We start from the raw sequence: 20,501 nt of genomic DNA on the forward strand, positions 1-20,501 counted from the left end.
TGCGGGTGTTCCGGCGTCACACCCGCATGTTCTCCGACACACCCCAGTGCATGTCCGAGTTATCGCCGATGACGGATGCTTTGACCCACAAGTTTCCGGACGCGGAATCAGGATCGACCGGGCCTCCAGCCGGCCGAGATCAGGGCGTTCGCGACCTTCTCGACGGCAATCTGCGGGTCGGGGTGCAGATGATGGCTGAGTACACGAACCAGGTTCCATCTCTGTGAGCGGATGTCGTCCCAGCGGTCGGCATCTCTCGCGAACTGTGCTCCTTCCGCATGCTGGCGCCCGTCGTACTCCGGCGCGACCCGGTACTGCGGGTACGCCATGTCCAGCCGGGCGACGAATCTTCCGCCTTCGTCATGCAGGTCCCAGTTGAGCTCCGGCTGGGGCAGCCCCGCGCGAGTGATAGCCAGACGCAGCGACGTCTCCCGTGCGCTCTCGGCACCGTCGCGGATCTCCAAGAGCGCGCGCTTCAGCAGACCGCGCACGTCGCCGGCGGCATGAACCTCCGCCCACAGATCGTCGAGTGTCGTCAGCTTGTTTCGCGTGTGAACGAGAAAGTCGCCAGCTGCGATCAGATCATCCAGCTTCCACGTGGAGGCGACCTGTCTCCACATTCGTGCAGGATGCTCGATCGGAAGGTCCTCCGTGATCCATCGCGCCGGTTCACGCGCTTGCAGCCGGTGCCCGGTCAATCCCTTGCGCTCCGGCTGTGGACACGGTCGTCGTACGGAGACGTGCAGGGCGAGTTGCTCGCACCCCGTGTACGGAAGCGGCGCGCCTATCAAGCCCAGCCCGGTGTCGTGGCTGAAGAACTGGCCGGGCGTGAGCGCCGGCGCGAACGTTCGTGCGCGTTCGCACATATCTTCACGCAAGCGCGTCATCCGCTGCGTGGGTGTCTCGGTCGCGGCATCCGGGGGCTCGGTCCTCGGCGACGCGAGCGCGCGCACCCCGCGTGTGGGCGACTCGAGGTCCTTCGCGCGAAGCCGCGATGCGGACACTCCGCGCTCACGCGCTGCCGATACCGTGAACGGCCCGGCGCGCAGATCGAGGGGGAGTGGCTTCCGTCGCGTCATCCGCCCATCAAAGCCGGGTCACCGGTGGTCTGGAGACGGCAGATGCGCGATGTGGGGAGAATCGCCGCCGCGGCATGGTTGTGCAGAGGGAGTGCTGTGTCAGGAAAGTCGCGGGTGCGCGATCAGACCTCCCGCAACAACCCGGACGCGGTACATTACGCGTCCGAGTAACGGCTGGTGCTGCCTTCTCACACCCGCAACAACCCGGACGCGCTCGCTCGCCTGACACCGGCGCGGCGACAAGACGGCACGTGACTCAGGCGAGCTCGAGCGTGTCCAGCATCCAGGCGAGCTCGAAGGCGCGCTCGCGCCATGCGTTGTACCGGCCGCTCACGCCCCCGTGGCCCGCGGCCATCTCGCACTTGAGCAGCACGTCCTGCGCGCCGGCATGCCGGAGAGCGGCGACCCACTTGGCCGGCTCCACGTACAGCACGCGCGTGTCGTTGATCGACGTCATCGCGAGGATGCGCGGGTAGCCGACGCCCTCCTGCACGTTCTCATACGGCGTGTACGACTTCATGTAGGCATACACGTCGGCGTCGTGCAGCGGATCGCCCCACTCGTCCCATTCGATGACCGTGAGAGGCAGCGAGGGATCGAGTATCGACGTGAGCGCGTCGACGAACGGGACCGATGCCAGGATGCCGGCGAACCTCGTCGGAGCGAGGTTCGCGACGGCTCCCATCAGCAGGCCGCCGGCACTGCCGCCCTCGGCCACCATCCGCTCGGCAGACGTCACGCCGGTTTCGATCAGGTGCTCGGCGCACGCGACGAAGTCGGTGAAGGTGTTGCGCTTGTTCCGCAGCTTGCCGTCCTCGTACCAGTTCCGGCCCATCTCGCCGCCGCCGCGCACATGCGCCACCGCGAAGACCACGCCGCGGTCGAGCTCCGACAGGCGCGCGACCGAGAATCCGGGATCGATCGAGTGCTCGTACGATCCGTAGGCGTACAGGTGCAGCGGACGCACCTCTGCTCCGGGCTCGCCGAACGCCTTCTTCCACACCAGCGAGAGCGGCACCTTCGTGCCATCCGAGGCGGTCGCCCACCGGCGCTCCTGCCCGTACTCGGACGGCTCATATCCGCCCAGCACCGGCTGCTGCTTGCGCAGCACCAGCTCGCGCGTTGCGAGGTCGAGATCGTAGACCGTGGCGGGAGTCACGAAAGAGGTGTACGACAGGCGCAGGAACGGCGAATGCCACTCCGGGTTCCCGGCCGGCCCCGCCGAGAACAGCGGTTCGTCGAAGCGCAGCTCGTCGACGGCATCCGCCCGGTAGTCGAGCAGTCCGACCCGCTCCAGGCCCTCGCTACGATATCCGACCACGCCGAAGTCGCGGAAGCAGTCCACGCCGAGCAGCCGCCGACCTGGCTCGTGCGCGATGACCACATGGCGTTCACCCTGCGGGTCGGATGCCGCGACCGAGACGAGCTCGAAGTCGAGAGCATCCTCATTGTGGAGGATGAGCAGGCGATCCTCACCGTCGACGACGGCATGGTCGATCTCGTACTCCACGCCCTCCACGCGCGGCCAGACCAGCTGCGGCTTGGCTGCGATGTCCCCCTGCAGGTCGACCAGGTACTCCTCGCTGGTGATGCTGGAGCCCACGCCGATGACGAGGTAGCGACGGCTGCGGGTGATGCCCGCGCCGAGCCAGAACCGCTCGTCGGGCTCATGGAACAGCTTCACGTCCTCGGCCACTGGAGTGCCGAGGCGATGCAGCCACAGGGTGTCGGGGCGCCATGCCTCATCTCGGGTCGTGTAGACGATCGCGGTGCCGTCCGGTGTGAAGAACCCGCCACCGGTCCGCGGGATCTCATCGGCGAGAGTCTCGCCGGTGACGAGGTCGCGCACCCGGATGGTGTAGAGCTCGTCGCCCTCGTAGTCGTGCGCCCAGAGCAGTTTCGTCGCGTCATCCGACACATCGAACGAGCCGAGCGAGAAGAACTCATGCCCTTCGGCCTCGATATTGCCGTCCAGCAGGATCACCTCACCCGGCACGGGAACACCCGGCTCGAGGACCGGGGGAGTCCAGTCACCCGGTTCCGCAGCGGCGCGGCAGTGGATGCCGTACTGCGCGCCCTCCTCGCTCCGGCCGTAGTACCACCAGTCGCCTCGCCGTGAGGGCACAGACAGGTCGGTCTCCTGCACGCGCCCCTTGATCTCCTGGAACAGCTGCTCGCGCAGGCCCTCGAGGTGCGCTGTCGCCTCGTCGGTGTAGGCGTTCTCCGCCTCGAGGTGGGTGATCACCTCGGCGGATTCCTTGTCGCGCAGCCACTCGTACGGGTCGTCGAAGGTGTCTCCGTGGTGCGTGCGGGTGTGCGAGCGGCGGGCGGCGGCGGGAGCGTTGGTCACGGCTCCACGGTATCCCGTGTCGAGTTGACCGACGCCGAGGACGGTGCGAGGATTTGTCGGGGCCGGTTAACGGAAGTGAAACCCGCGGTGAACTCTTCGTTCACCACGCCGATCACGTCGGCACATTCCTTCTTCGTCTATCTGAAAGCGACCGGTGGAAACCGCAGTCCTCATCGTCGTGCTGGTGATCGCACTGGCACTGTTCTTCGACTTCACGAACGGCTTTCACGACACCGCCAACGCGATGGCCACGCCCATCGCGACCGGTGCTCTCAAGCCCAAGACCGCCGTGCTGCTGGCCGCGGTGCTCAATCTGGTCGGCGCCTTCCTGTCGACCGAGGTCTCCAAGACCGTGTCGCACGGCATCATCAACGAGGCCTCCATCATCGAAGCCGGCGCTGAGCTCTTCCTCGCCGTGATCTTCGCGGGGCTCATCGGCGCCATCACCTGGAACATGCTCACGTGGCTCCTGGGCCTGCCGTCCAGCTCCTCGCACGCGCTGTTCGGCGGCCTGATCGGCGCGACGCTCGTCGGCGTCGGCCTCGGGGGCATCGACTTCGGCATGGTGCTCTCCAAGATCGTGCTCCCGGCGCTGATCGCGCCGCTCACAGCCGGCATCATCGCCTTCGTCGCGACGAAGCTGGCGTACTCGATCACCCGACGCTATGACGGAAAGCCCGACGGCCGGGACGGCTTCCGCTGGGGGCAGATCTTCACGTCGTCCCTCGTCGCCCTCGCGCACGGCACCAACGACGCGCAGAAGACGATGGGCGTCATCACGCTCGCGCTGATCACGGTCGGCTGGCAGAGCCAGGACCACGCCGACCCGTACCTGTGGGTCATCGTCGCCTGCGCAGTCACGATCGCGCTCGGCACCTACCTCGGCGGCTGGCGGATCATCCGCACGCTCGGCAAGGGGCTCACCGACGTCAAACCTGCCCAGGGCTTCTCCGCCGAGAGCTCCACGGCGGCGACGATCCTCGCGTCCAGCGCGCTCGGTTTCGCGCTGTCCACGACGCAGGTCGCGTCAGGCTCGGTGATCGGTTCGGGTCTTGGCCGCCGCGGATCCACCGTGCGGTGGCGCACCGCCGGGCGAATCGCCATCGGCTGGCTGCTGACGCTTCCGGCCGCAGGCGCAGTCGGAGCGCTGGCCGCACTGCTCGTCGTCTGGCTGGGCACCTGGGGCGTGGCGATCGACGCCGTGCTCGCCGTCGCCATCATCGTCGGTCTCTACCTGCGCTCGCGACGCAATGCGGTCACCTCCGAGAACGCGATGAGCGATGTCGCCGAGTCGGGCCACGTCGTCGAGCTCCCGAATACGCCGCCTCCGACGCGTCGTCAGACGCGCATCGAACTCCTCCGTGCTCTCGACCGTGCCGAGCGCAAGGCCGACGAGGCCGAGAAGGCGGGCCGAAGGGCCCGCAAGCTCAAGAAGAACGGCGGATCCGAGGCCGAGGTCAAGGCGGCACGCAAGGCTGCCGAGCGTGCCAACCGGAAGCTCGCCGAAGCGCAGAGGGCCGCGCAGGAGTGGGAGACGCTGAGCGCTAGCCGCCGTGCCCGAGCGGAACTCGCCGAATGGGATGTGCCTGACGAAGAGGCCGAGCAGCGGGAGGGACAGCGATGAGCGTCACGATCGATTGGCTGGCCTTCGTCCAGGTCTTCGCCGCAGCTTTGCTGGGCGCCGCCGCCGTGGTGACCTTCTACGCGCTCGGACTCCGTCTGCTTGTCCGCTCCGGTCGGTCGCCTGTGGTGTCGCCGGCGGCGTTCACGGATGCGATCACCGTGATCACCGAGAAGCAGGCCAGACGCGCCACGAAGCAGGCTGCGAAGGCCGCGAGGAAGAGCCCGCTCACCGAGGGGCAGAAGCGCATCGCTCTCCTGGGCGCGTACGCCTGCTTCGCCCTCTGCGGGCTCGCCGTCATCGCCGGCATCCTGCTGATAGTCATCGGTCACTGACGCAGGCCGCGCCCCTCGGGTGGGCATCCTGAGACGGCATAGGATGGAGACATCCCCCGTTCATCGATCCGCCACCACCCACAAGGAAGTGACATGGCTTCTGCCGCGCCCGCATCGACCCGCACCGAGACCGACTCCCTCGGGAGCATGGAGATCCCCGCCGACGCGTACTGGGGCATCCACACCGCCCGCGCCGACGCGAACTTCCCGATCTCGAAGCGTCCGATCTCGGTGTATCCGGACCTGATCCGAGGTCTCGCGATGGTCAAGCAGGCCAGCGCGCGCGCGAACAAGCAGATCGGCGTCCTCGATCAGAAGCGCGCCGATCTCATCGACGCCGCAGCGCAACGGGTGATCGACGGCGAGTTCCACGACCAGTTCACCGTGGGCGTGATCCAGGGCGGCGCCGGGACGTCGACGAACATGAACGCGAACGAGGTCATCACCAACATCGCGCTCGAGATGGCCGGCCGTGAGAAGGGGGACTACGCCTTCCTCTCGCCGATCGACCACACCAACCGCAGCCAGTCCACCAACGACGTCTACCCGACGGCGATCAAGATCGGCCTCTCGCTGAACCTCCGCTCGCTGCTCGACGAGCTGGACCTTCTGCGCCGTGCGTTCCTCGGCAAGGCCGTCGAGTTCCACGATGTGCTCAAGGTCGGCCGCACACAGCTGCAGGATGCCGTGCCGATGACCCTCGGTCAGGAGTTCCACGGCTTCGCGACCACCCTCGGCGAGGACCACTCCCGTCTCACCGAGAACGCGTCGCTCATGTTCGAGATCAACATGGGGGCCACCGCGATCGGCACAGGCATCACCACGCACGTCGACTACTCGCGGGCCGTGCTCGCGCACCTGCGGGAGATCTCGGGACTCGACCTCGAGACCGCGACCGACCTGGTCGAGTCGACCAGCGACACCGGTGCGTTCATGTCGTTCTCCTCGTCGCTCAAGCGCAACGCGATCAAGCTGTCGAAGATCTGCAACGACCTGCGTCTGCTGTCGTCGGGTCCGCAGGCGGGTCTCGGCGAGATCAACCTGCCGGCGAAGCAGGCGGGTTCGAGCATCATGCCGGGGAAGGTCAACCCCGTCATCCCCGAGGTTGTGAATCAGGTGGCCTTCTCGGTCGTCGGCGCCGACACGACGGTGACGATGGCCGTCGAGGCAGGGCAGCTCCAGCTGAACGCCTTCGAGCCGGTCATCGCGCACTCGATCTTCCAGTCGATCACCTGGATGCGGCAGGCGATGTGGACCCTCCGCGTCAACTGCGTCGAGGGCATCACCGCGAACGAGGACCGCCTCGGCGCCATGGTGGGCGCATCCGTCGGCGTCATCACGGCGCTGACGCCGTTCATCGGTTACGCGGCGGCCGCGGCGCTCGCGAAGACCGCGCTGCTGACCAACCGCAGCGTCGCCGACCTCGTGGTCGAGGCCGAGCTGATGTCGCGCGAAGAGGTCACCAAGCAGCTTTCACCGGCACGTCTTTCCGGTCTCGAGGCCGTGACTTCGGCGATCAACGTGATCCCGCCGGAGGACATGATCCAGATCTGACGTCCCGCATGCGGGATGCCGGGTGAAGCCGAGGGTCAGTCGCGGATGCGGCAATGCGTCGTGAGCTCGCCGATTCCGTCGATGCCGACCGTCACGGTGGAGTGATCGCGGAGGAAGATCTGCGGGTCGCGCGAGTAGCCCGCCCCACCCGGACTCCCGGTCGAGATCAGCGTGCCGGGGCGCAGCGTGATCGACTGCGACAGATGAGCGATGAGTGTCGCCACCGAACGGACCATCTGCCCCGTACTGGCGTCCTGCACCGTGTGCCCGTCGATCACGGTCCAGATGTGCAGATCCTGCGGGTCGGCGATCTCGTCCGCGGTGACCGCGAAAGGGCCGGTGGGGGTGAAACCGTCGAACGACTTGCAGCGCGACCACTGCGCTTCGGCGAACTGGATGTCGCGCGCGGTGATGTCGTTGACGACCGTGTACCCCCACACGTGCTCGAGAGCCCGCTCGGCGGGGACATCCTTCGCCGGCCGGCCGATCAGCACGCCGAGTTCGGCCTCGTAGTCGACGGATTCGCTGAGCGTACGCGGCCACTCGGTGGTCGCGTCGTGCCCTGTCAGCGAGTTCGGCCAGAGAGTGAACACGGTGGGTGCGGTGTCGGTCTTCAGCCCCAGCTCGCTGGAATGGGCCGCGTAGTTCAGGCCGACGGCGAGGACGACGGGCGGGTTCAGCACCGCGGACGCGAATCCGAATCCATCGATCGGATGCCGCGGTGCAGTGCCGTCGGCGAGTGCGGTGCGCAGCGCCTGGAGGGTCTCGTCCCCGCCCTCGATGACCTCCTGGAGAGTTCCGGGAGCGGGCGAGAGGAGGTCGGAGACGAGGATCGCGGCCGAGTCTTCGACGACAGCCAGCTGGATGTCGGAGGAGTCAGAGCCGCGCAGATGGGCGAAACGCATGGTTCTACGCTACCGGTCGGGCGTCGACCTCGGCGTACGTCCTGACCTCTAGGATTTGGCTATGACTTTCGGAGGACCGGGCGGGCAGCCCAGGTACGAGTCCGCCCTGGAGCAGCCGACGGTCTACACGCCGCCCGCACCGGCCGTCACCGCGCCAGGCCCTGCGCTCCCGGCGCTTCCTGTTCCCGCCCGGCGCGGGCGCACAGTGTCCATCTGGCTGTTCGGCGTCCTCGGTTTCGTCCTGCTCGCGCTGATCGGCTACTTCGTGTTCGCGCTGGGTGCCGTGGCATCCGGGATCGGGCTCGTGCTCGCCGTGATACCGCTGGCGATCGTCTTCGTCGGGGTGTATCTGATCGACCGATGGGAGCCGGAGCCCAAGGTCATGATCGCCTTCGCGATCGCCTGGGGCGCCATCGCCGCGGTCGGCATCACTCTCCTCGTCGACCTTGCGATCACCCTGGCGATCGGCCTGCGCACCGAGGTGCTGAGCAGCGTCATCCAGGCGCCGATCATCGAGGAGATCGCGAAGGGGCTCGGGATCTACATCATCTTCCTGGTCGGCCGGCGCGCGTTCGACGGTCCGGTGGACGGCATCGTCTACGGGGCGCTGATCGGCGGCGGGTTCGCGTTCACGGAGAACATCCAGTACTTCGCCATCAGCGTGATCGAGGGCGGCGGAAGCCAGCTGACGGCCACGTTCGTCATGCGCGGGCTCCTCTCGCCGTTCGCGCACGCCATGTTCACGGCGCTGACCGGATTCGCGATGGGCCTCGCGGCGCGGCGGCATGCGTCGAAGCGTGCCGTGCTCGGCGTGGGCTTGCTCGGGCTGGCAGCAGCCATGGTGCTGCACGGATTCTGGAACGGTTCGGCGGTCTTCGCCGATTTCTTCGCGCTCTACATCACGCTCCAGGTGCCGCTTTTCATCGGCTTCATCCTGGGGATCGTCGCCCTGCGGCGCGAGGAGGCGCGCGTCACGCGCGAACGGCTGGGGGAGTACTCCGCAGCCGGCTGGTTCACCCCTGAAGAGGTGACGATGCTCGCGACTCCGTCGGGACGAAAGGTCGGGATGCAGTGGGCGTCGACTCTGCAGGGCGACCGCCGACCGCTCATGAAGCAGTTCATCAAGGACTCCACAGCCCTCGCCGCCGTTCGTCAGCGCGCGATCACCGGCCGTGACCCTCTCGCCGCCGATGACGAGCGGGCTCTGCTCACCCGCACTCGCGCGACGAGAGCGGCGCTGCTCGCGTACTGACCTGTCAGGCTCTTGACATGACGCGCGACCGGGTGCACCCTGGTTTCAGATCAACTCAGCGCCCGGGAGACTCGCAGGCATCGCCGCAGCACCGGGCGCTGAGTCTTGCTGCGGAGCGACTCTCGTCGGCGACGCCGACCTGAGTCGCTCGCGCAGCAAGGTTGAGCGAGCCGCAGGCGAGCCGAAACCTCCCTCCTGTTCGCTCTGAGCGGGTGTCGCCGCGTTGACCTCGCGCGGGTCGCTCGGGTTGGATGGAGCCATGACTGATCGCACAAAGCCTGAGTTCGACGCCCCTACCGGCCCTGCTCCTGCCGAGCTCGCCATCCGTGACATCATCGACGGCGACGGCGCGGAAGCGAAGCCCGGCGACACCGTGACCGTGCACTACGCAGGCGTCGAATATGACTCCGGCGAGGAGTTCGACTCCTCCTGGGGACGCGGCGAGACCATCCAGTTCCCGCTGCGCGGCCTGATCCAGGGCTGGCAGGAAGGCATCCCCGGAATGAAGGTCGGCGGTCGTCGCGAGCTCGTCATCCCGCCGCACCTGGCGTACGGTCCTGCCGGTGCCGGTCATTTCCTCTCCGGGAAGACCCTCATCTTCATCATCGACCTGGTGGCCGTCGGCTGATCCGATCGACTGTCCGGAAGGCCCCCGCTCACATGAAGTGCGGGGGTCTTCCGCTTTTCGGGCGATCTCGGAATATATGCGCACGCATGCGAGTTGACACCGTGTGAACGCCGCGAGCGCGGCCCTGATCTCAAGGAGAATCCCGTATGACCACGATCGACGTCCCCGGCTACCGCTCCGGCACCTGGACCCTCGACCCCGCACACAGCGAGGTCACCTTCAGTGTCCGCCACATGATGATCTCGAAGGTGCGCGGCACGTTCGGCGTGAAGAGCGCAACCCTCGTCGCTCCCGAGAACCCGCTCGAGGCCCAGGTGCAGGCATCCGTCGACGTCACGTCGATCGACACGAAGGACGAGGGCCGCGACGGCCACCTCCGTTCGGCGGACTTCTTCGACACTGAGACGTTCCCGACCATGGAGTTCGTCTCCACCGGCGCCCGCGTTCAGGACGGCGACTTCTTCGTCGACGGCGACCTGACCATCCGCGGCGTCACCAAGCCGGTCAGCTTCGAGTTCGAGTTCGGCGGCTTCGGCCAGGACCCGTACGGCAACTACAAGGCCGGCGCGTCGGCGTCGACCACCATCAACCGCGAGGACTTCGGCCTGACCTGGAACGCCGCCCTCGAGACCGGCGGAGTGCTCGTCGGCAAGGACGTCACGATCACCCTCGACCTGCAGGGCTCGCTGCAGCAGGACTGAGATCTCGCTTCGAGAACCCCGCGTCTGTCAGGGCGCGGGGTTCTCTGCGTCGTAGTCGCGGAACCGTGGTGTGAGCCGTACGAGCAGGGCCACCAGCACGATCACGATGAACCCTCCTAGCAGCGGAGGGAACCACAGCGCCGTGAAGGTCGCCAGCGTTCCGGCGTAGAGGGCTCCGAGGCGCGGGCCACCGGTCACGACGATCACGAAGACGCCCTGCAGGCGGCCGCGGATGCTGTCGGGTACGGACGACTGCATCATGGTGCTGCGATAGATCGAGCTGATGTTGTCGGCGGCGCCGGAGGCTGCGAGGGCGATGCACGCCGCGATGACGAGGCCCAGGTTGACCGCGGTCTCACTGGCCGGCGGCATCCAGACTCCGATCAGCAGGACGACTCCGAACGCGAGGATCGACGCGCCGTAGACCTGGATGGCGCGTTGGATGCCGCGACCGTGCCAGCGATAGCGTACGACGCGACCGGAGAACAGGCTCGACAGGAACGTGCCGGCGGCGACGGCGGCGGTGAGCGCGCCGGTCGTCACCGCGCCGCCGCCGAGGAGCACGGTCCCCAGCGCCGGGTACAGCGCGACGGGTTGGCCGAACGTCATGGCGATGATGTCGAGGATGTACTGCATCCGGATGTTGCCCGCACGCTTGAGGAATCGCCAGCCGTCCACGAGAGATTCCAGGCCGGGGCGGACGACCGTCCCCTCCGGACGCAGCGACGGCAGGGTCCACAGTCCCATGAACATCGCGAGCATCAGGATGACGTCGATCGTGTAGGTCCAGCCGTAGCCGGTGGTGGCCACCAGGACGCCGGCGAGCGCGGGTCCGACCATGACCATCACGCCGATCGTGATGCCGTTCAGGGCGGATGCCGAGGCGAGCAGCTCGCGGGGGAGCAGGCGCGGGATGATGGCGCTGCGCGTGGCCAGGCTGACCGAGCTCGCGGCGGCGTTGATGACGCTGAGGACGTATAGCCACCAGATCGTCTCCAGGTGCGACCAGGTGAGGAGGGCGAGGAACAGCGTCGATGCGAAGGAGAAGACCGCGGCGGTGAGGCCGACGACGCGGCGGTCGAACGCATCGGCCAGCATCCCGCCGTAGAGGCCTGCGAGGATCATCGGGATGAGGCCGGCGACGACCACCATCGACACCGCGAACGTGCTGCCAGTGAGCTCGAACACATGCAGCATGATCGTGACGAGGGTGAGCTGACCGCCGAGGCCGCCCAGGGTGGATCCGACCCATAGCCGGCTGAACGCCGCGCTCGCCCGGAAGGGTCGCAGATCGATCAGCGCGCTGTTCACCCGTCGAGGTTACCGGCTGTGCGCGGTGTCGCTGCCGCGGGCGGCAGGCTGGTAGACTCTACAGGTTGCCGTTTGATCGGCCGCGGATAAAGAGAGCCCACGCATCAGGCGTCGGGCGCCGCGCAATGAGTGAGAGGGGATCGAATCTATGGCACTGGAAGCAGACGTCAAGAAGGCGATCATCGAAGAGTACGCGACGCACCCCGGTGACACCGGATCCCCCGAGGTGCAGGCCGCAATGCTGACGCAGCGCATCAAGGACCTCACCGAGCACCTCAAGGAGCACAAGCACGACCACCACTCGCGTCGTGGCCTGTTCCTGCTCGTCGGTCAGCGCCGTCGCCTGCTCGGCTACCTTCAGGGTGTGGACATCGAGCGCTACCGCTCGCTGATCCAGCGCCTCGGACTGCGGCGATAAGCCGCAGGACGCAAAAGGCACAGTCTGAAGTGGATCGGCGCACGCCGATCCGAGTCGCCGATAACGACCAGCGTTCAATCGCGCGAAACTTTCTTGGAAGGCCTCCCCACGGTGTGGGGAGGCCTTCATCGTTCCCGCTCAGTCGAGTACGTGACGGTGTCGCCGTCGACGACGGCCCCCGTCGTGAGCTCGGCCGGTTGCAGCCGCCCCTCGCCCATCAGGTGGAACACCGCCTCGCCTCGTGCGACCAGATGATCAGCGATGATGCGCCGGTGGCATCGCCACCAGACCGCCTCCGAGCACATGACGGTCGTGCGCAACTCGCGCCCGCGATCGAGCAGCCTGTCCAGGCCCGAACGGAACTCATCCGAGAGCGCATGGTCGGCGTAGTTGTGAAAGCTGCGGTTCTGCCAGAACGCGTTCGTCTCGAACGGCACCTCCTTCGAAACCGGCCGGCGGCCCCCGAGCTCCGCGATGCGCTCGAACCGGATGCCGGTGGCGCCGAGCGATTCGCGCAGCGAGTCCTCGTCGAACTGCGGATGCCGCCGGGAGCCGGGGAGCCTGCGCACATCCACGACCAGGCCGATCTGGGCAGACGTCAGCACCGAGATGAACTCATCGATCGAGCGGTCCGAGTGTCCGACGGTGTGAAACGGCAGCGACATCCGTCGAGGCTACCTGGGAAGCCCGGGCTCAGGCCGTGGGGCTCAGCAGGTCGGCGTGGTGGATCTCGGCGACGTTCGGGTGCGCGCGCAGTCGCGACTTGAGGGAGTTCTCGCCGTACAGGCTGTGGATCGGGTTGTCCGGGTCCTCGGAGACGCCGGTCGCCTCGGCCCGGAGCTCTTCGGGCAGCTCGATGAGCGGCAGCTTGGCGTCGAGCGCCGGGCTGAAGAAGAACGGCACCGAGATGCGGTCGTCGGGAGCCTTCGGCGAGATCACCCGGTGGTTGGTGGCCTTGAGGTAACCGCCGGTGGCGTACTCGAGCATCTCGCCGATGTTCACGATGAATGCGTCGTCGACCGGCGGGGCATCGACCCAGGCGCCGTCGCGCTCGACCTGCAGGCCGCCCTTGCCGGGTTCCACCCAGAGGAGGGTGAGCACGCCGGAGTCCTTGTGCGCACCGACCCCCTGCTGCGGCTCGGGGGCGTCGGTGCCGGGGTAGCGGACGATCTTCAGCAGGCTCGCCGGGTCTCCGAAGTCGGCGTCGAAGTGCGTCGACTCTGCGCCGAGAGCCTCCGCCCAGCTGCGCAGGAGGCGCCGGGAGATCCCGGTGAGGTGCTCGCGCCATGACTCGGCGACCTCGCGCAGCTCGGGCTGGGCGGCCGGCCAGAGGTTGGGGCCGATCAGCCGGTTGAACGCAGGGCCGCCCTCGACCGGCTCCCGCTCCGGGCCGATGTCGATCTGCTCCCGCCAGTCGACCTTGCCCTGGGTGAGTTCGCCGCCGATGCGGGTGTACCCCCGGAACTGCGGGCTGTGCACGTTCTCGATGGCCAGCTTCTCCTTCTCTGGCAGTGCGAAGAAGTCGCGCGCCGCCTGCTGCAGGCGGCGGAAGAGCTCGGGCTCGATGCCCGTGCCGATGAGATAGAAGAAGCCGACGTCGTGCGCGGCAGCCGCCAGGTCGTCGCGGAACTGCGCGGCGGCCTCCGGCCCCTGGTCGAGCTGGGACAGGTCGAGGACGGGGAGGTTCAGATCAGCCATGCCCCGAGCGTACGGCGAGATTCCACGGCGGCAGTCGAGTGTTTCGAAGATTTACCGTCGGTAGCCTGAAATCATGCCTCGTCTGTGGATTGCGCTTCGCCTGTTACTGCCGGCGGTCTGGATCGGCCTGATCGCGGGCTTGAGTTTCATCGAGACGCCGCTGAAATTCCTCGCGCCCGGAATAACGACCCCCCTGGGCCTGGGCATCGGACGACTCGTGTTCATCTCGCTGTCCGTCGCGGGCTGGATCATCCTCGTGGCTCTCACGCTCATCGGACAGGCGCGTCCTCGTGAGACCGGGCGCGGCTGGCTGCTGATCGGCGCTATGTGGCTGATCATGGCGATCGAGTCGTTCCTGATCCGCCCGGCGCTCGCTGCGCGCAGCGATGTCATCATCGCCGGCGGAGACCCGGGGGACTCCTGGCTGCACTACGGCTACATCGCGGCTGAGCTCGTGCTGCTCGCGGTCCTGGTCTGGTACTCCGTGCACGCCTCGCGCAGCATCCGCGTCGAGCCGCCGGCCGCCTGACATTCGGTCAGCGCTCGCGCGGTCGACGCGACCCCGTCGGATCGTCGCGACGCGAGGTCTCGGCCAGCTGGGCGTCCGAGAACAGCCATCGTGCGCGGGGCTCGATGAGCGGCCGGAACACCCAGCGCACCGGCTTCGTCGCCAGAACCAGTGCTATCACCACGGACAGCACGATGACGCTCGGCAGCCAGATCCAGGTCGGCTCCGCGTGGCGCAGGATGCCGGACTCGCGGAACGGGTACAGCACGAACGAGTGCAGCAGGTAGACGTACATCGTGTACTGGCCGAACTTCGTCCACCAGTGCGTACCGCGCGGGATGAGCACGAAGAACGCGACGCTGAGCACCAGCCCGATGACGATGAGCATCAGGCGGATGCCGCCGGACCACCACACCTGCGCGCCGAGGTCGGCGTACGAGTCGTTGTAGAAGAACCAGGTGGTCAGGTCGACGCTCTTCCAGACGTGGACCCAGTTCCACGCGATGAACCCGTCGACCGCGAAGACGAGCAGGGCGAGTACACGCAGCCACCACGGGCGGAAGTCGATCAACCGCAGCCGGTTCACGAGGTCATGCTCGCGCAGCCACCAGCCCAGCACGAAGAACGGCAGGAATCCGAGCGTGCGGGACAGCGAGAACGTGCTGTCGACGTTGGGCAGGTATCCCGCGCCGACGGAGATGAGCAGCGCCCACAGCAGCGGCCAGCGCAGCAGAGCCAGGTAGGGGAGCACCAGCCGGAAGATCCCCAGAGCGAGCAGGAACCACAGCGTCCACGACGGCTGAGTGAGGTTCGGATTCGCCTCGCCCTCGAACGCCCACTTCGTCAGGGTCCACAGCAGCTCGAAGATGACGTATGGAACGAGGATGTCGGTGATCACCCGAGCCATCTGCTTCTTGTTCGGCGGGGCGGACTTCGAGAAGTACCCGGCGATGATCGCGAACGCCGGCATGTGGAACGCGTAGAACGACAGGTACAGCGCCATCGCGATGTCGGAGTCGTAGGTGAGGCGCTGGATCGCGTGGCCCAGAACGACCAGGACGATGCAGGCGTAGCGGGCGTTGTCCCAGAACGGAACGCGCCTGCGCGACCGTGCGATCGGACCTGTGACGGGGCCGGTCGGCGCCTGCGGAGTACTGCTCATCATTGAAGGCTACCGTCCGGGAATAAAGTTGAGGGGGTGGCGTTGTATCAGATACATTCAAGTGCATAGATACGGATGCCACCGCATCCGCCTCGAGAACCCGGAGCACCAACATGAGCGACCAGGCCGAAACCTCAGGCATCCAGTTCGGACTCTTCACCGTCAGCGACATCACCCAGAATCCCACCACGGGGGAGACACCCAGCGAGCGGCAGAAGATCAAGGACGCGATCACGATCGCAAAGCATGCCGAAGAGGTCGGTCTCGACGTCTACGCCGTCGGCGAGCACCACAACCCGCCGTTCTGGTCCTCGTCGCCGACCACGACCCTCGCTGCGATCGCCGCGCAGACCGAGCGCATCATCCTCTCGACCTCGACGACCCTCATCACCACGAACGACCCGGTGAAGATCGCCGAGGACTTCGCGATGCTGCAGCACATCTCGGACGGCCGCACCGACCTCATGCTGGGCCGCGGCAACACCGGACCCGTCTACCCGTGGTTCGGACAGGACATCCGTCAGGGCCTGCCGCTCGCGATCGAGAACTATGCGCTGCTGCGCAAGCTCTGGGATGAGGACGTCGTGGACTGGGAGGGCAAGTTCCGCACGCCGCTGCAGGGCTTCACCTCGACCCCGCGTCCGCTGGACGGCGTCGCCCCCTTCGTGTGGCACGGGTCGATCCGCACCCCCGAGATCGCCGAGCAGGCCGCGTACTACGGCGACGGCTTCTTCGCCAACAACATCTTCTGGCCCAAGGAGCACTACCAGCGTCTGATCGAGCTCTACCGCCAGCGCTTCGCCCACTACGGCCACGGCACGCCCGAGCAGGCCATCGTCGGGATCGGCGGCCAGGTCTTCATGCGTGCCAACTCGCAGGACGCCGTGAACGAGTTCCGTCCGTACTTCGACAACGCGCCCGTCTACGGCCACGGCCCGAGCATGGAGGACTTCACCGAGATGACGCCGCTGACGGTCGGCTCGCCGCAGCAGGTCATCGACCGCTACGCCGCGATGCGCGACACGTTCGGCGACTACCAGCGGCAGCTGTTCCTCATCGACCACGCCGGCCTCCCGCTGAAGGTCGTGCTGGAGCAGCTCGACATCCTCGGCGGCGAGGTGGTGCCCGCCCTGCGCAAGGAACTGGCGAAGAATCGTCCGGCGAGTGTTCCGGATGCTCCGACCCACGCCGCCCGCGTCAAGGCGGTCTACGGCGACGGACCTGCCCGCGAGGCGCGCCCCGGCGTCAACCGCGGCGACAACCTTACGGCAGGTTCCCCCTACCAGGACACCCCGGCTCCTGCCGGCTCCGCATTCGGCCTCGGCCGGAAGGAGGCGTGACCATGCCAGAGCGTCGCATCGCGGTCATCTCCGCTGGGCTCTCCAACCCGTCATCGACCAGGATGCTGGCCGACAAACTGGCAGCCGAGACGGTCAAAGAGCTTGCTGCCCGCGACATCCAGGCCACGGTCGACCTCATCGAGCTGCGCGATCTCGCGCACGACATCACCAACAATCTGCTCACCGGCTTCGCGCCGGCGGAGCTGGAGTCGGCGCTCAACTCGGTCTACTCCGCCGATGCCCTGATCGCGGTGACCCCGATCTTCTCGACCAGTTACTCCGGACTCTTCAAGTCGTTCATCGATGTGCTCGACCCGGACGCTCTGACCGGCAAGCCGGTCCTCATCGGCGCGAACGCGGGCACGCCGCGACACTCTCTCGCGATCGACTACGCGATCCGACCGCTGTTCGCCTACCTGCATGCCGAGGCCGTCTCGACCGGCGTGTTCGCGGCATCCGGTGACTGGGGCGGCGCTGGTGACGACGTGGCTCCCCTGAGCAAGCGCGTCGAGAAGGGCGCGCGCGAGTTGGCCGAGGCCGTCGCGCGCAACGACGCCGTCACATCGAACGATCCGTTCGACCCGGCGAACTACCTCGGCGAGGGCCGCTCGTTCGGACACCTGCTGGGTGGCCTCGCCGGCGAGTGACACGCACCGAAGACGAAGGCGCCGGACCCGAAGGGGCCGGCGCCTTCTCGATGATCAACCGCTCTTGCGTCGGAACTCGCGCCGCGTCTGCGGGGCGTTCACCGCGTGGACGGCGGAGTCGCCATCCAGGTGCGACTCACCGTCGCGATGGTGAGCGTTCTTCTTCTCGAGCGCTTCCTTGAACTTGCGCTTCATGTCCTCAGACGGAGGAACTGCGCCTTCTTCGGTGCTCATGGGGTCAGCCTAGTCGGGCTGCACCGGTGACGGAAAGGTCGCGCGCCTGCGGTCGCGTCGCCGGATCAGCAGGTCGATCAGCGTGCCGATGACGAGGGCGACCACGACCGACACCGTGATCGCCACCATCGGTCCGCCGGGGAGGATCGCCGCGAACAGGGCCCCGACCGCCGCTTGGTAGGTCGCCCAGCCGGCCGCGGCCAATGCGACCAGACCGGCGTAGCGCGGGATCGGAATCCGAGTCGCGCCGGCGACGAGATTCACGGCGAGCCGCGCGAACGGGATGAAGCGCGCGGTGAACAGCACCACTGCAGTGCCGGACTGCAGGCGGTCGTGCGCCCAGCGCCGTGCCTGCTGCACGCGCTGGGCGCGCATCCAACGCCAGCGCTCCACGCCTGCCCAGCGTCCGATCGCGTAGCAGAGCATGTCACCGCACGCGGCGGCGACGGTCGCACAGGCGATCACGGCCCACAGCGGGGGAGTCCCGGACGAGATCGACAGCGCTCCGAGCGCCGTCACCGCGATCTCGCCGGGCACGATGACGAAGAACGCGTCGCCGACGACGAGGACCGTCATGACGATCAGCGCCCATGGGCCATGGACGGCGTCGAGGACCGCGTCGGGAATCACCCCTTCACGATGCGCCCGCGAAGTGAACGGAAACCGAATCGGGGACAGCCGGTGAAGGAAAGCCGTGCAACGGGTGAACTCTCGGTCCCTTGAGCCCGTCGCGGCTCAAGACATCCACGGACGCGGGGCATCCTGACATCGTGAGAGTCGCGATCGTGACCGAATCCTTCCTGCCGCACATGAACGGTGTGACCGGATCTGTGCTGCAGATCCTTCGACACCTCGAACGGACCGGCCACGATGCCCACGTGATCGCTCCGGGAGCCGCTGGCATCCCGGGCACGATGCACGGCGCATCGATCGAGCCGGTGATGAGCCTGGCGCTCCCCGGGTATCGCAACGTTCGCGTCGGCACCGTCACCGCGCACCGCATCGCGGAGTCGCTGTCGAGCTTCCGGCCCGACGTCGTGCACCTCGCATCCCCGTTCGCGCTGGGCTGGCGCGGCGTGCTCGCCGCCACGCGCCTCGCGCTTCCGGTCGTGGCGGCATACCAGACGGACGTCGCCGCCTATACAGAGCGGTATCGCGTCGCGGCCACCACGAACTTCGCTCAGAACCACATCCTGCGCCTGCACCGGCGTGCGACCCTGACGCTCGCGCCATCCTCCGAGTCGGAGCAGCAGCTTCACGGGCTCGGGGTGGACCGGATCCGCCGGTGGGGCCGCGGCGTGGATGCGGAGCGCTTCCACCCCGGCGCTCGCGTCGAGCAGTGGCAGCATCGCTCACCGGATGAGATCGTGGTCGGCTACGTCGGGCGACTGGCCGCCGAGAAGCAGATCGAGGATCTCCGCGTGCTGCACGGGATTCCCGGCATCCGCCTCGTCATCGTCGGCGACGGTCCGTCCCGTCCTCGCCTCGCGGCCCAGATGCCGGATGCCGTGTTCCTCGGCCACCTCGACGGGGACGAGCTCGCCGCCGCGATGGCATCCTTCGACATCTTCGTGCATCCGGGCGAGAGCGAGACGTTCGGGCAGACGCTGCAGGAGGCGCACGCCAGCGGGGTCCCGATCGTGGCGACCGGTCGCGGCGGCCCGCTGGATCTGATCCGGATGGGCATCGACGGCTGGCTGTATCGCCCCGGAGACCTGGATGACCTGCGGATGCGCGTCATGGATCTCGCAGGCGACGCGCGCAAGCGCCGGGCGTTCGGCGCGGCGGGGCGCAGGGCGGTCGAGGGGCGCAGCTGGCAGGCCGTCTGCGATCAGCTGATCGGCCACTTCGAGGAGGCGCGCGAGCTCCAGCGGGTGGATCGCGCGCTGCGCGCACCACGGGTGCGCAGGCCCGAGCCGTCGCATCCCGGCGCCGGCCGACGGTGGCAGCGTTTCGTCGCCCTCGGCGACTCGCTCACTGAGGGTCTCTGCGACCCGGCGCCGGACGGGGCGCTGCGCGGGTGGGCGGATCGACTCGCCCTGCTGCTGTCGGCCAGGGGCGGCATCCACTATGCGAACCTCGCGGTCCGATCGCGTCGCGTGCGGGACGTGCGCGGCGCGCAGCTCGCGCGAGCCAGGGACCTCAGGCCGGACCTGGTGTCGATCCTGATCGGCGCGAACGATCTCGTGAGGTCGCACGCGGACGTTGCTGCGCTCGCTGCCGAGGTCGAGGAGACGGTTCGCGTACTGCGCGATGACGGCGCCGACGTGCTGCTGGTGACGCCGTTCCTGCCCGACCGCCGGGCGGCGGGGCTGTTCGCGGCGCGGTTCTCCACGTTCGCGGTCCACCTCGCCGGCATCGCCGAGCGGCACGGTGCGATCCTCCTCGACACCGACCTGCACCCTGCGCTGGCGTCCAGACCGAACTGGGGCGAGGACCTGGTGCACCTCGGCAGCAGAGGACATCGTTTCCTCGCGTATCGCGCCGGCGAGCTCCTCGGAGTGCCGCACGCCGAGACACTCGGCGCGCTCGATCAGGTGCTGCACGACGTGGACGCCACCACCAAAGCGCAATGGTGGCGCGAGCACGCCCTCCCCTGGGTATGGCGCCGGATGCGCGGGCGCGTCGCGGGTGACGGGCGCGTCGCCAAGCACGACGAGTACGTCTACATCGGCCGGTCGTCCAGCATGCGCAGCGTCGAAGTCGGCTGACACCGGAGAAGTCCAGCGCCGCGCTGATAGGCTGAAACTGGATTGCT

General features: G+C 67.6%; 20 protein-coding genes. 11 read left to right on the forward strand and 9 right to left on the reverse strand.

Annotated elements, in window-relative coordinates:
- Window positions 1-107: 107 nt before the first annotated feature.
- Window positions 108-620, reverse strand: coding sequence for a hypothetical protein (locus tag IM776_RS06825; protein ID WP_194422234.1), 513 nt, complete (start codon window positions 618-620; stop codon window positions 108-110).
- Window positions 621-1,335: 715 nt separating this feature from the next.
- Window positions 1,336-3,429 carry a S9 family peptidase gene (locus tag IM776_RS06830; protein ID WP_194422235.1) on the reverse strand — a complete coding sequence of 698 codons (2,094 nt, stop codon included), beginning with the start codon at window positions 3,427-3,429 and terminating at the stop codon, window positions 1,336-1,338.
- Window positions 3,430-3,583: 154 nt separating this feature from the next.
- On the opposite strand from IM776_RS06830, the gene IM776_RS06835 reads away from it, so the two are divergent.
- The 3 genes from IM776_RS06835 (at window position 3,584) to IM776_RS06845 (ending at window position 6,939) form a co-directional block, all read left to right on the forward strand.
- Window positions 3,584-5,053, forward strand: coding sequence for an inorganic phosphate transporter (locus IM776_RS06835; protein ID WP_194422236.1), 1,470 nt, complete (start codon window positions 3,584-3,586; stop codon window positions 5,051-5,053).
- Window positions 5,050-5,385 carry a peptidase gene (locus IM776_RS06840; RefSeq protein WP_194422237.1) on the forward strand — a complete coding sequence of 112 codons (336 nt, stop codon included), beginning with the start codon at window positions 5,050-5,052 and terminating at the stop codon, window positions 5,383-5,385. The genes IM776_RS06835 and IM776_RS06840 overlap by 4 nt, the downstream gene beginning before the upstream one ends.
- Before the next feature lie 93 nt (window positions 5,386-5,478).
- The gene (locus IM776_RS06845; RefSeq protein ID WP_194422238.1) at window positions 5,479-6,939 is read left to right on the forward strand and encodes an aspartate ammonia-lyase; all 1,461 of its coding nucleotides are present in this window, start codon (window positions 5,479-5,481) and stop codon (window positions 6,937-6,939) included.
- 35 nt (window positions 6,940-6,974) lie between these two features.
- On the opposite strand, the gene IM776_RS06850 is transcribed toward IM776_RS06845, so the two are convergent.
- Window positions 6,975-7,844: a fumarylacetoacetate hydrolase family protein gene (locus IM776_RS06850; RefSeq protein WP_194422239.1), complete on the reverse strand. Its 870-nt coding sequence runs from the start codon at window positions 7,842-7,844 to the stop codon at window positions 6,975-6,977.
- Between the two features lie 61 nt (window positions 7,845-7,905).
- On the opposite strand from IM776_RS06850, the gene IM776_RS06855 reads away from it, so the two are divergent.
- The 3 genes from IM776_RS06855 (at window position 7,906) to IM776_RS06865 (ending at window position 10,425) form a co-directional block, all read left to right on the forward strand.
- Window positions 7,906-9,096, forward strand: a complete 1,191-nt coding sequence (locus IM776_RS06855) for a PrsW family intramembrane metalloprotease (protein ID WP_194422240.1) — start codon at window positions 7,906-7,908, stop codon at window positions 9,094-9,096.
- Between the two features lie 259 nt (window positions 9,097-9,355).
- The gene (locus tag IM776_RS06860; protein WP_194422241.1) at window positions 9,356-9,724 is read left to right on the forward strand and encodes an FKBP-type peptidyl-prolyl cis-trans isomerase; all 369 of its coding nucleotides are present in this window, start codon (window positions 9,356-9,358) and stop codon (window positions 9,722-9,724) included.
- A gap of 146 nt (window positions 9,725-9,870) precedes the next feature.
- Window positions 9,871-10,425, forward strand: coding sequence for a YceI family protein (locus tag IM776_RS06865; RefSeq protein ID WP_194422242.1), 555 nt, complete (start codon window positions 9,871-9,873; stop codon window positions 10,423-10,425).
- A 27-nt stretch (window positions 10,426-10,452) separates the two neighbouring features.
- Here IM776_RS06865 and IM776_RS06870 read toward each other — a convergent pair whose 3' ends face one another.
- Window positions 10,453-11,736, reverse strand: a complete 1,284-nt coding sequence (locus tag IM776_RS06870; RefSeq protein WP_194422243.1) for an MFS transporter — start codon at window positions 11,734-11,736, stop codon at window positions 10,453-10,455.
- A gap of 148 nt (window positions 11,737-11,884) precedes the next feature.
- Here IM776_RS06870 and rpsO point away from each other — a divergent pair, with 148 nt between their 5' ends.
- Window positions 11,885-12,154 carry a 30S ribosomal protein S15 gene (rpsO, locus tag IM776_RS06875; RefSeq protein ID WP_147037780.1) on the forward strand — a complete coding sequence of 90 codons (270 nt, stop codon included), beginning with the start codon at window positions 11,885-11,887 and terminating at the stop codon, window positions 12,152-12,154.
- A 125-nt stretch (window positions 12,155-12,279) separates the two neighbouring features.
- Here the strand turns inward: rpsO and IM776_RS06880 are convergent, their stop codons facing one another.
- Complete coding sequence (locus tag IM776_RS06880) at window positions 12,280-12,819, reverse strand: DUF488 domain-containing protein (protein ID WP_194422244.1); 540 nt, start codon at window positions 12,817-12,819, stop codon at window positions 12,280-12,282.
- A 28-nt stretch (window positions 12,820-12,847) separates the two neighbouring features.
- A complete protein-coding gene (locus IM776_RS06885; RefSeq protein ID WP_194422245.1) occupies window positions 12,848-13,852 on the reverse strand; it encodes an isopenicillin N synthase family dioxygenase in 1,005 nt (334 codons plus the stop codon).
- Between the two features lie 73 nt (window positions 13,853-13,925).
- Here IM776_RS06885 and IM776_RS06890 point away from each other — a divergent pair, with 73 nt between their 5' ends.
- Entirely contained in the window at window positions 13,926-14,381 is a 456-nt protein-coding gene (locus tag IM776_RS06890; RefSeq protein WP_194422246.1) for a hypothetical protein, read from the forward strand.
- 7 nt (window positions 14,382-14,388) lie between these two features.
- Here the strand turns inward: IM776_RS06890 and IM776_RS06895 are convergent, their stop codons facing one another.
- The gene (locus IM776_RS06895; RefSeq protein ID WP_194422247.1) at window positions 14,389-15,522 is read right to left on the reverse strand and encodes an acyltransferase family protein; all 1,134 of its coding nucleotides are present in this window, start codon (window positions 15,520-15,522) and stop codon (window positions 14,389-14,391) included.
- Window positions 15,523-15,635: 113 nt separating this feature from the next.
- Between IM776_RS06895 and IM776_RS06900 the strand changes: the two genes are divergently transcribed.
- Together IM776_RS06900 and IM776_RS06905 are read left to right on the forward strand one after the other, a co-directional pair.
- The gene (locus IM776_RS06900; RefSeq protein WP_194422248.1) at window positions 15,636-16,862 is read left to right on the forward strand and encodes an LLM class flavin-dependent oxidoreductase; all 1,227 of its coding nucleotides are present in this window, start codon (window positions 15,636-15,638) and stop codon (window positions 16,860-16,862) included.
- Window positions 16,863-16,864: 2 nt separating this feature from the next.
- On the forward strand, window positions 16,865-17,509 hold the full coding sequence (locus IM776_RS06905) for an FMN reductase (RefSeq protein WP_194422249.1): 645 nt from the start codon (window positions 16,865-16,867) through the stop codon (window positions 17,507-17,509).
- 54 nt (window positions 17,510-17,563) lie between these two features.
- Here IM776_RS06905 and IM776_RS06910 read toward each other — a convergent pair whose 3' ends face one another.
- Entirely contained in the window at window positions 17,564-17,743 is a 180-nt protein-coding gene (locus tag IM776_RS06910; protein WP_194422250.1) for a DUF5302 domain-containing protein, read from the reverse strand.
- A 9-nt stretch (window positions 17,744-17,752) separates the two neighbouring features.
- Window positions 17,753-18,373 carry a DedA family protein gene (locus tag IM776_RS06915; RefSeq protein WP_228479957.1) on the reverse strand — a complete coding sequence of 207 codons (621 nt, stop codon included), beginning with the start codon at window positions 18,371-18,373 and terminating at the stop codon, window positions 17,753-17,755.
- A 155-nt stretch (window positions 18,374-18,528) separates the two neighbouring features.
- On the opposite strand from IM776_RS06915, the gene IM776_RS06920 reads away from it, so the two are divergent.
- Window positions 18,529-20,454, forward strand: a complete 1,926-nt coding sequence (locus IM776_RS06920; RefSeq protein ID WP_228479958.1) for a GDSL-type esterase/lipase family protein — start codon at window positions 18,529-18,531, stop codon at window positions 20,452-20,454.
- Window positions 20,455-20,501: the final 47 nt, after the last annotated feature.

The sequence above is a fragment of the Microbacterium abyssi genome, assembly GCF_015277895.1.
GTDB lineage: Bacteria > Actinomycetota > Actinomycetes > Actinomycetales > Microbacteriaceae > Microbacterium > Microbacterium abyssi.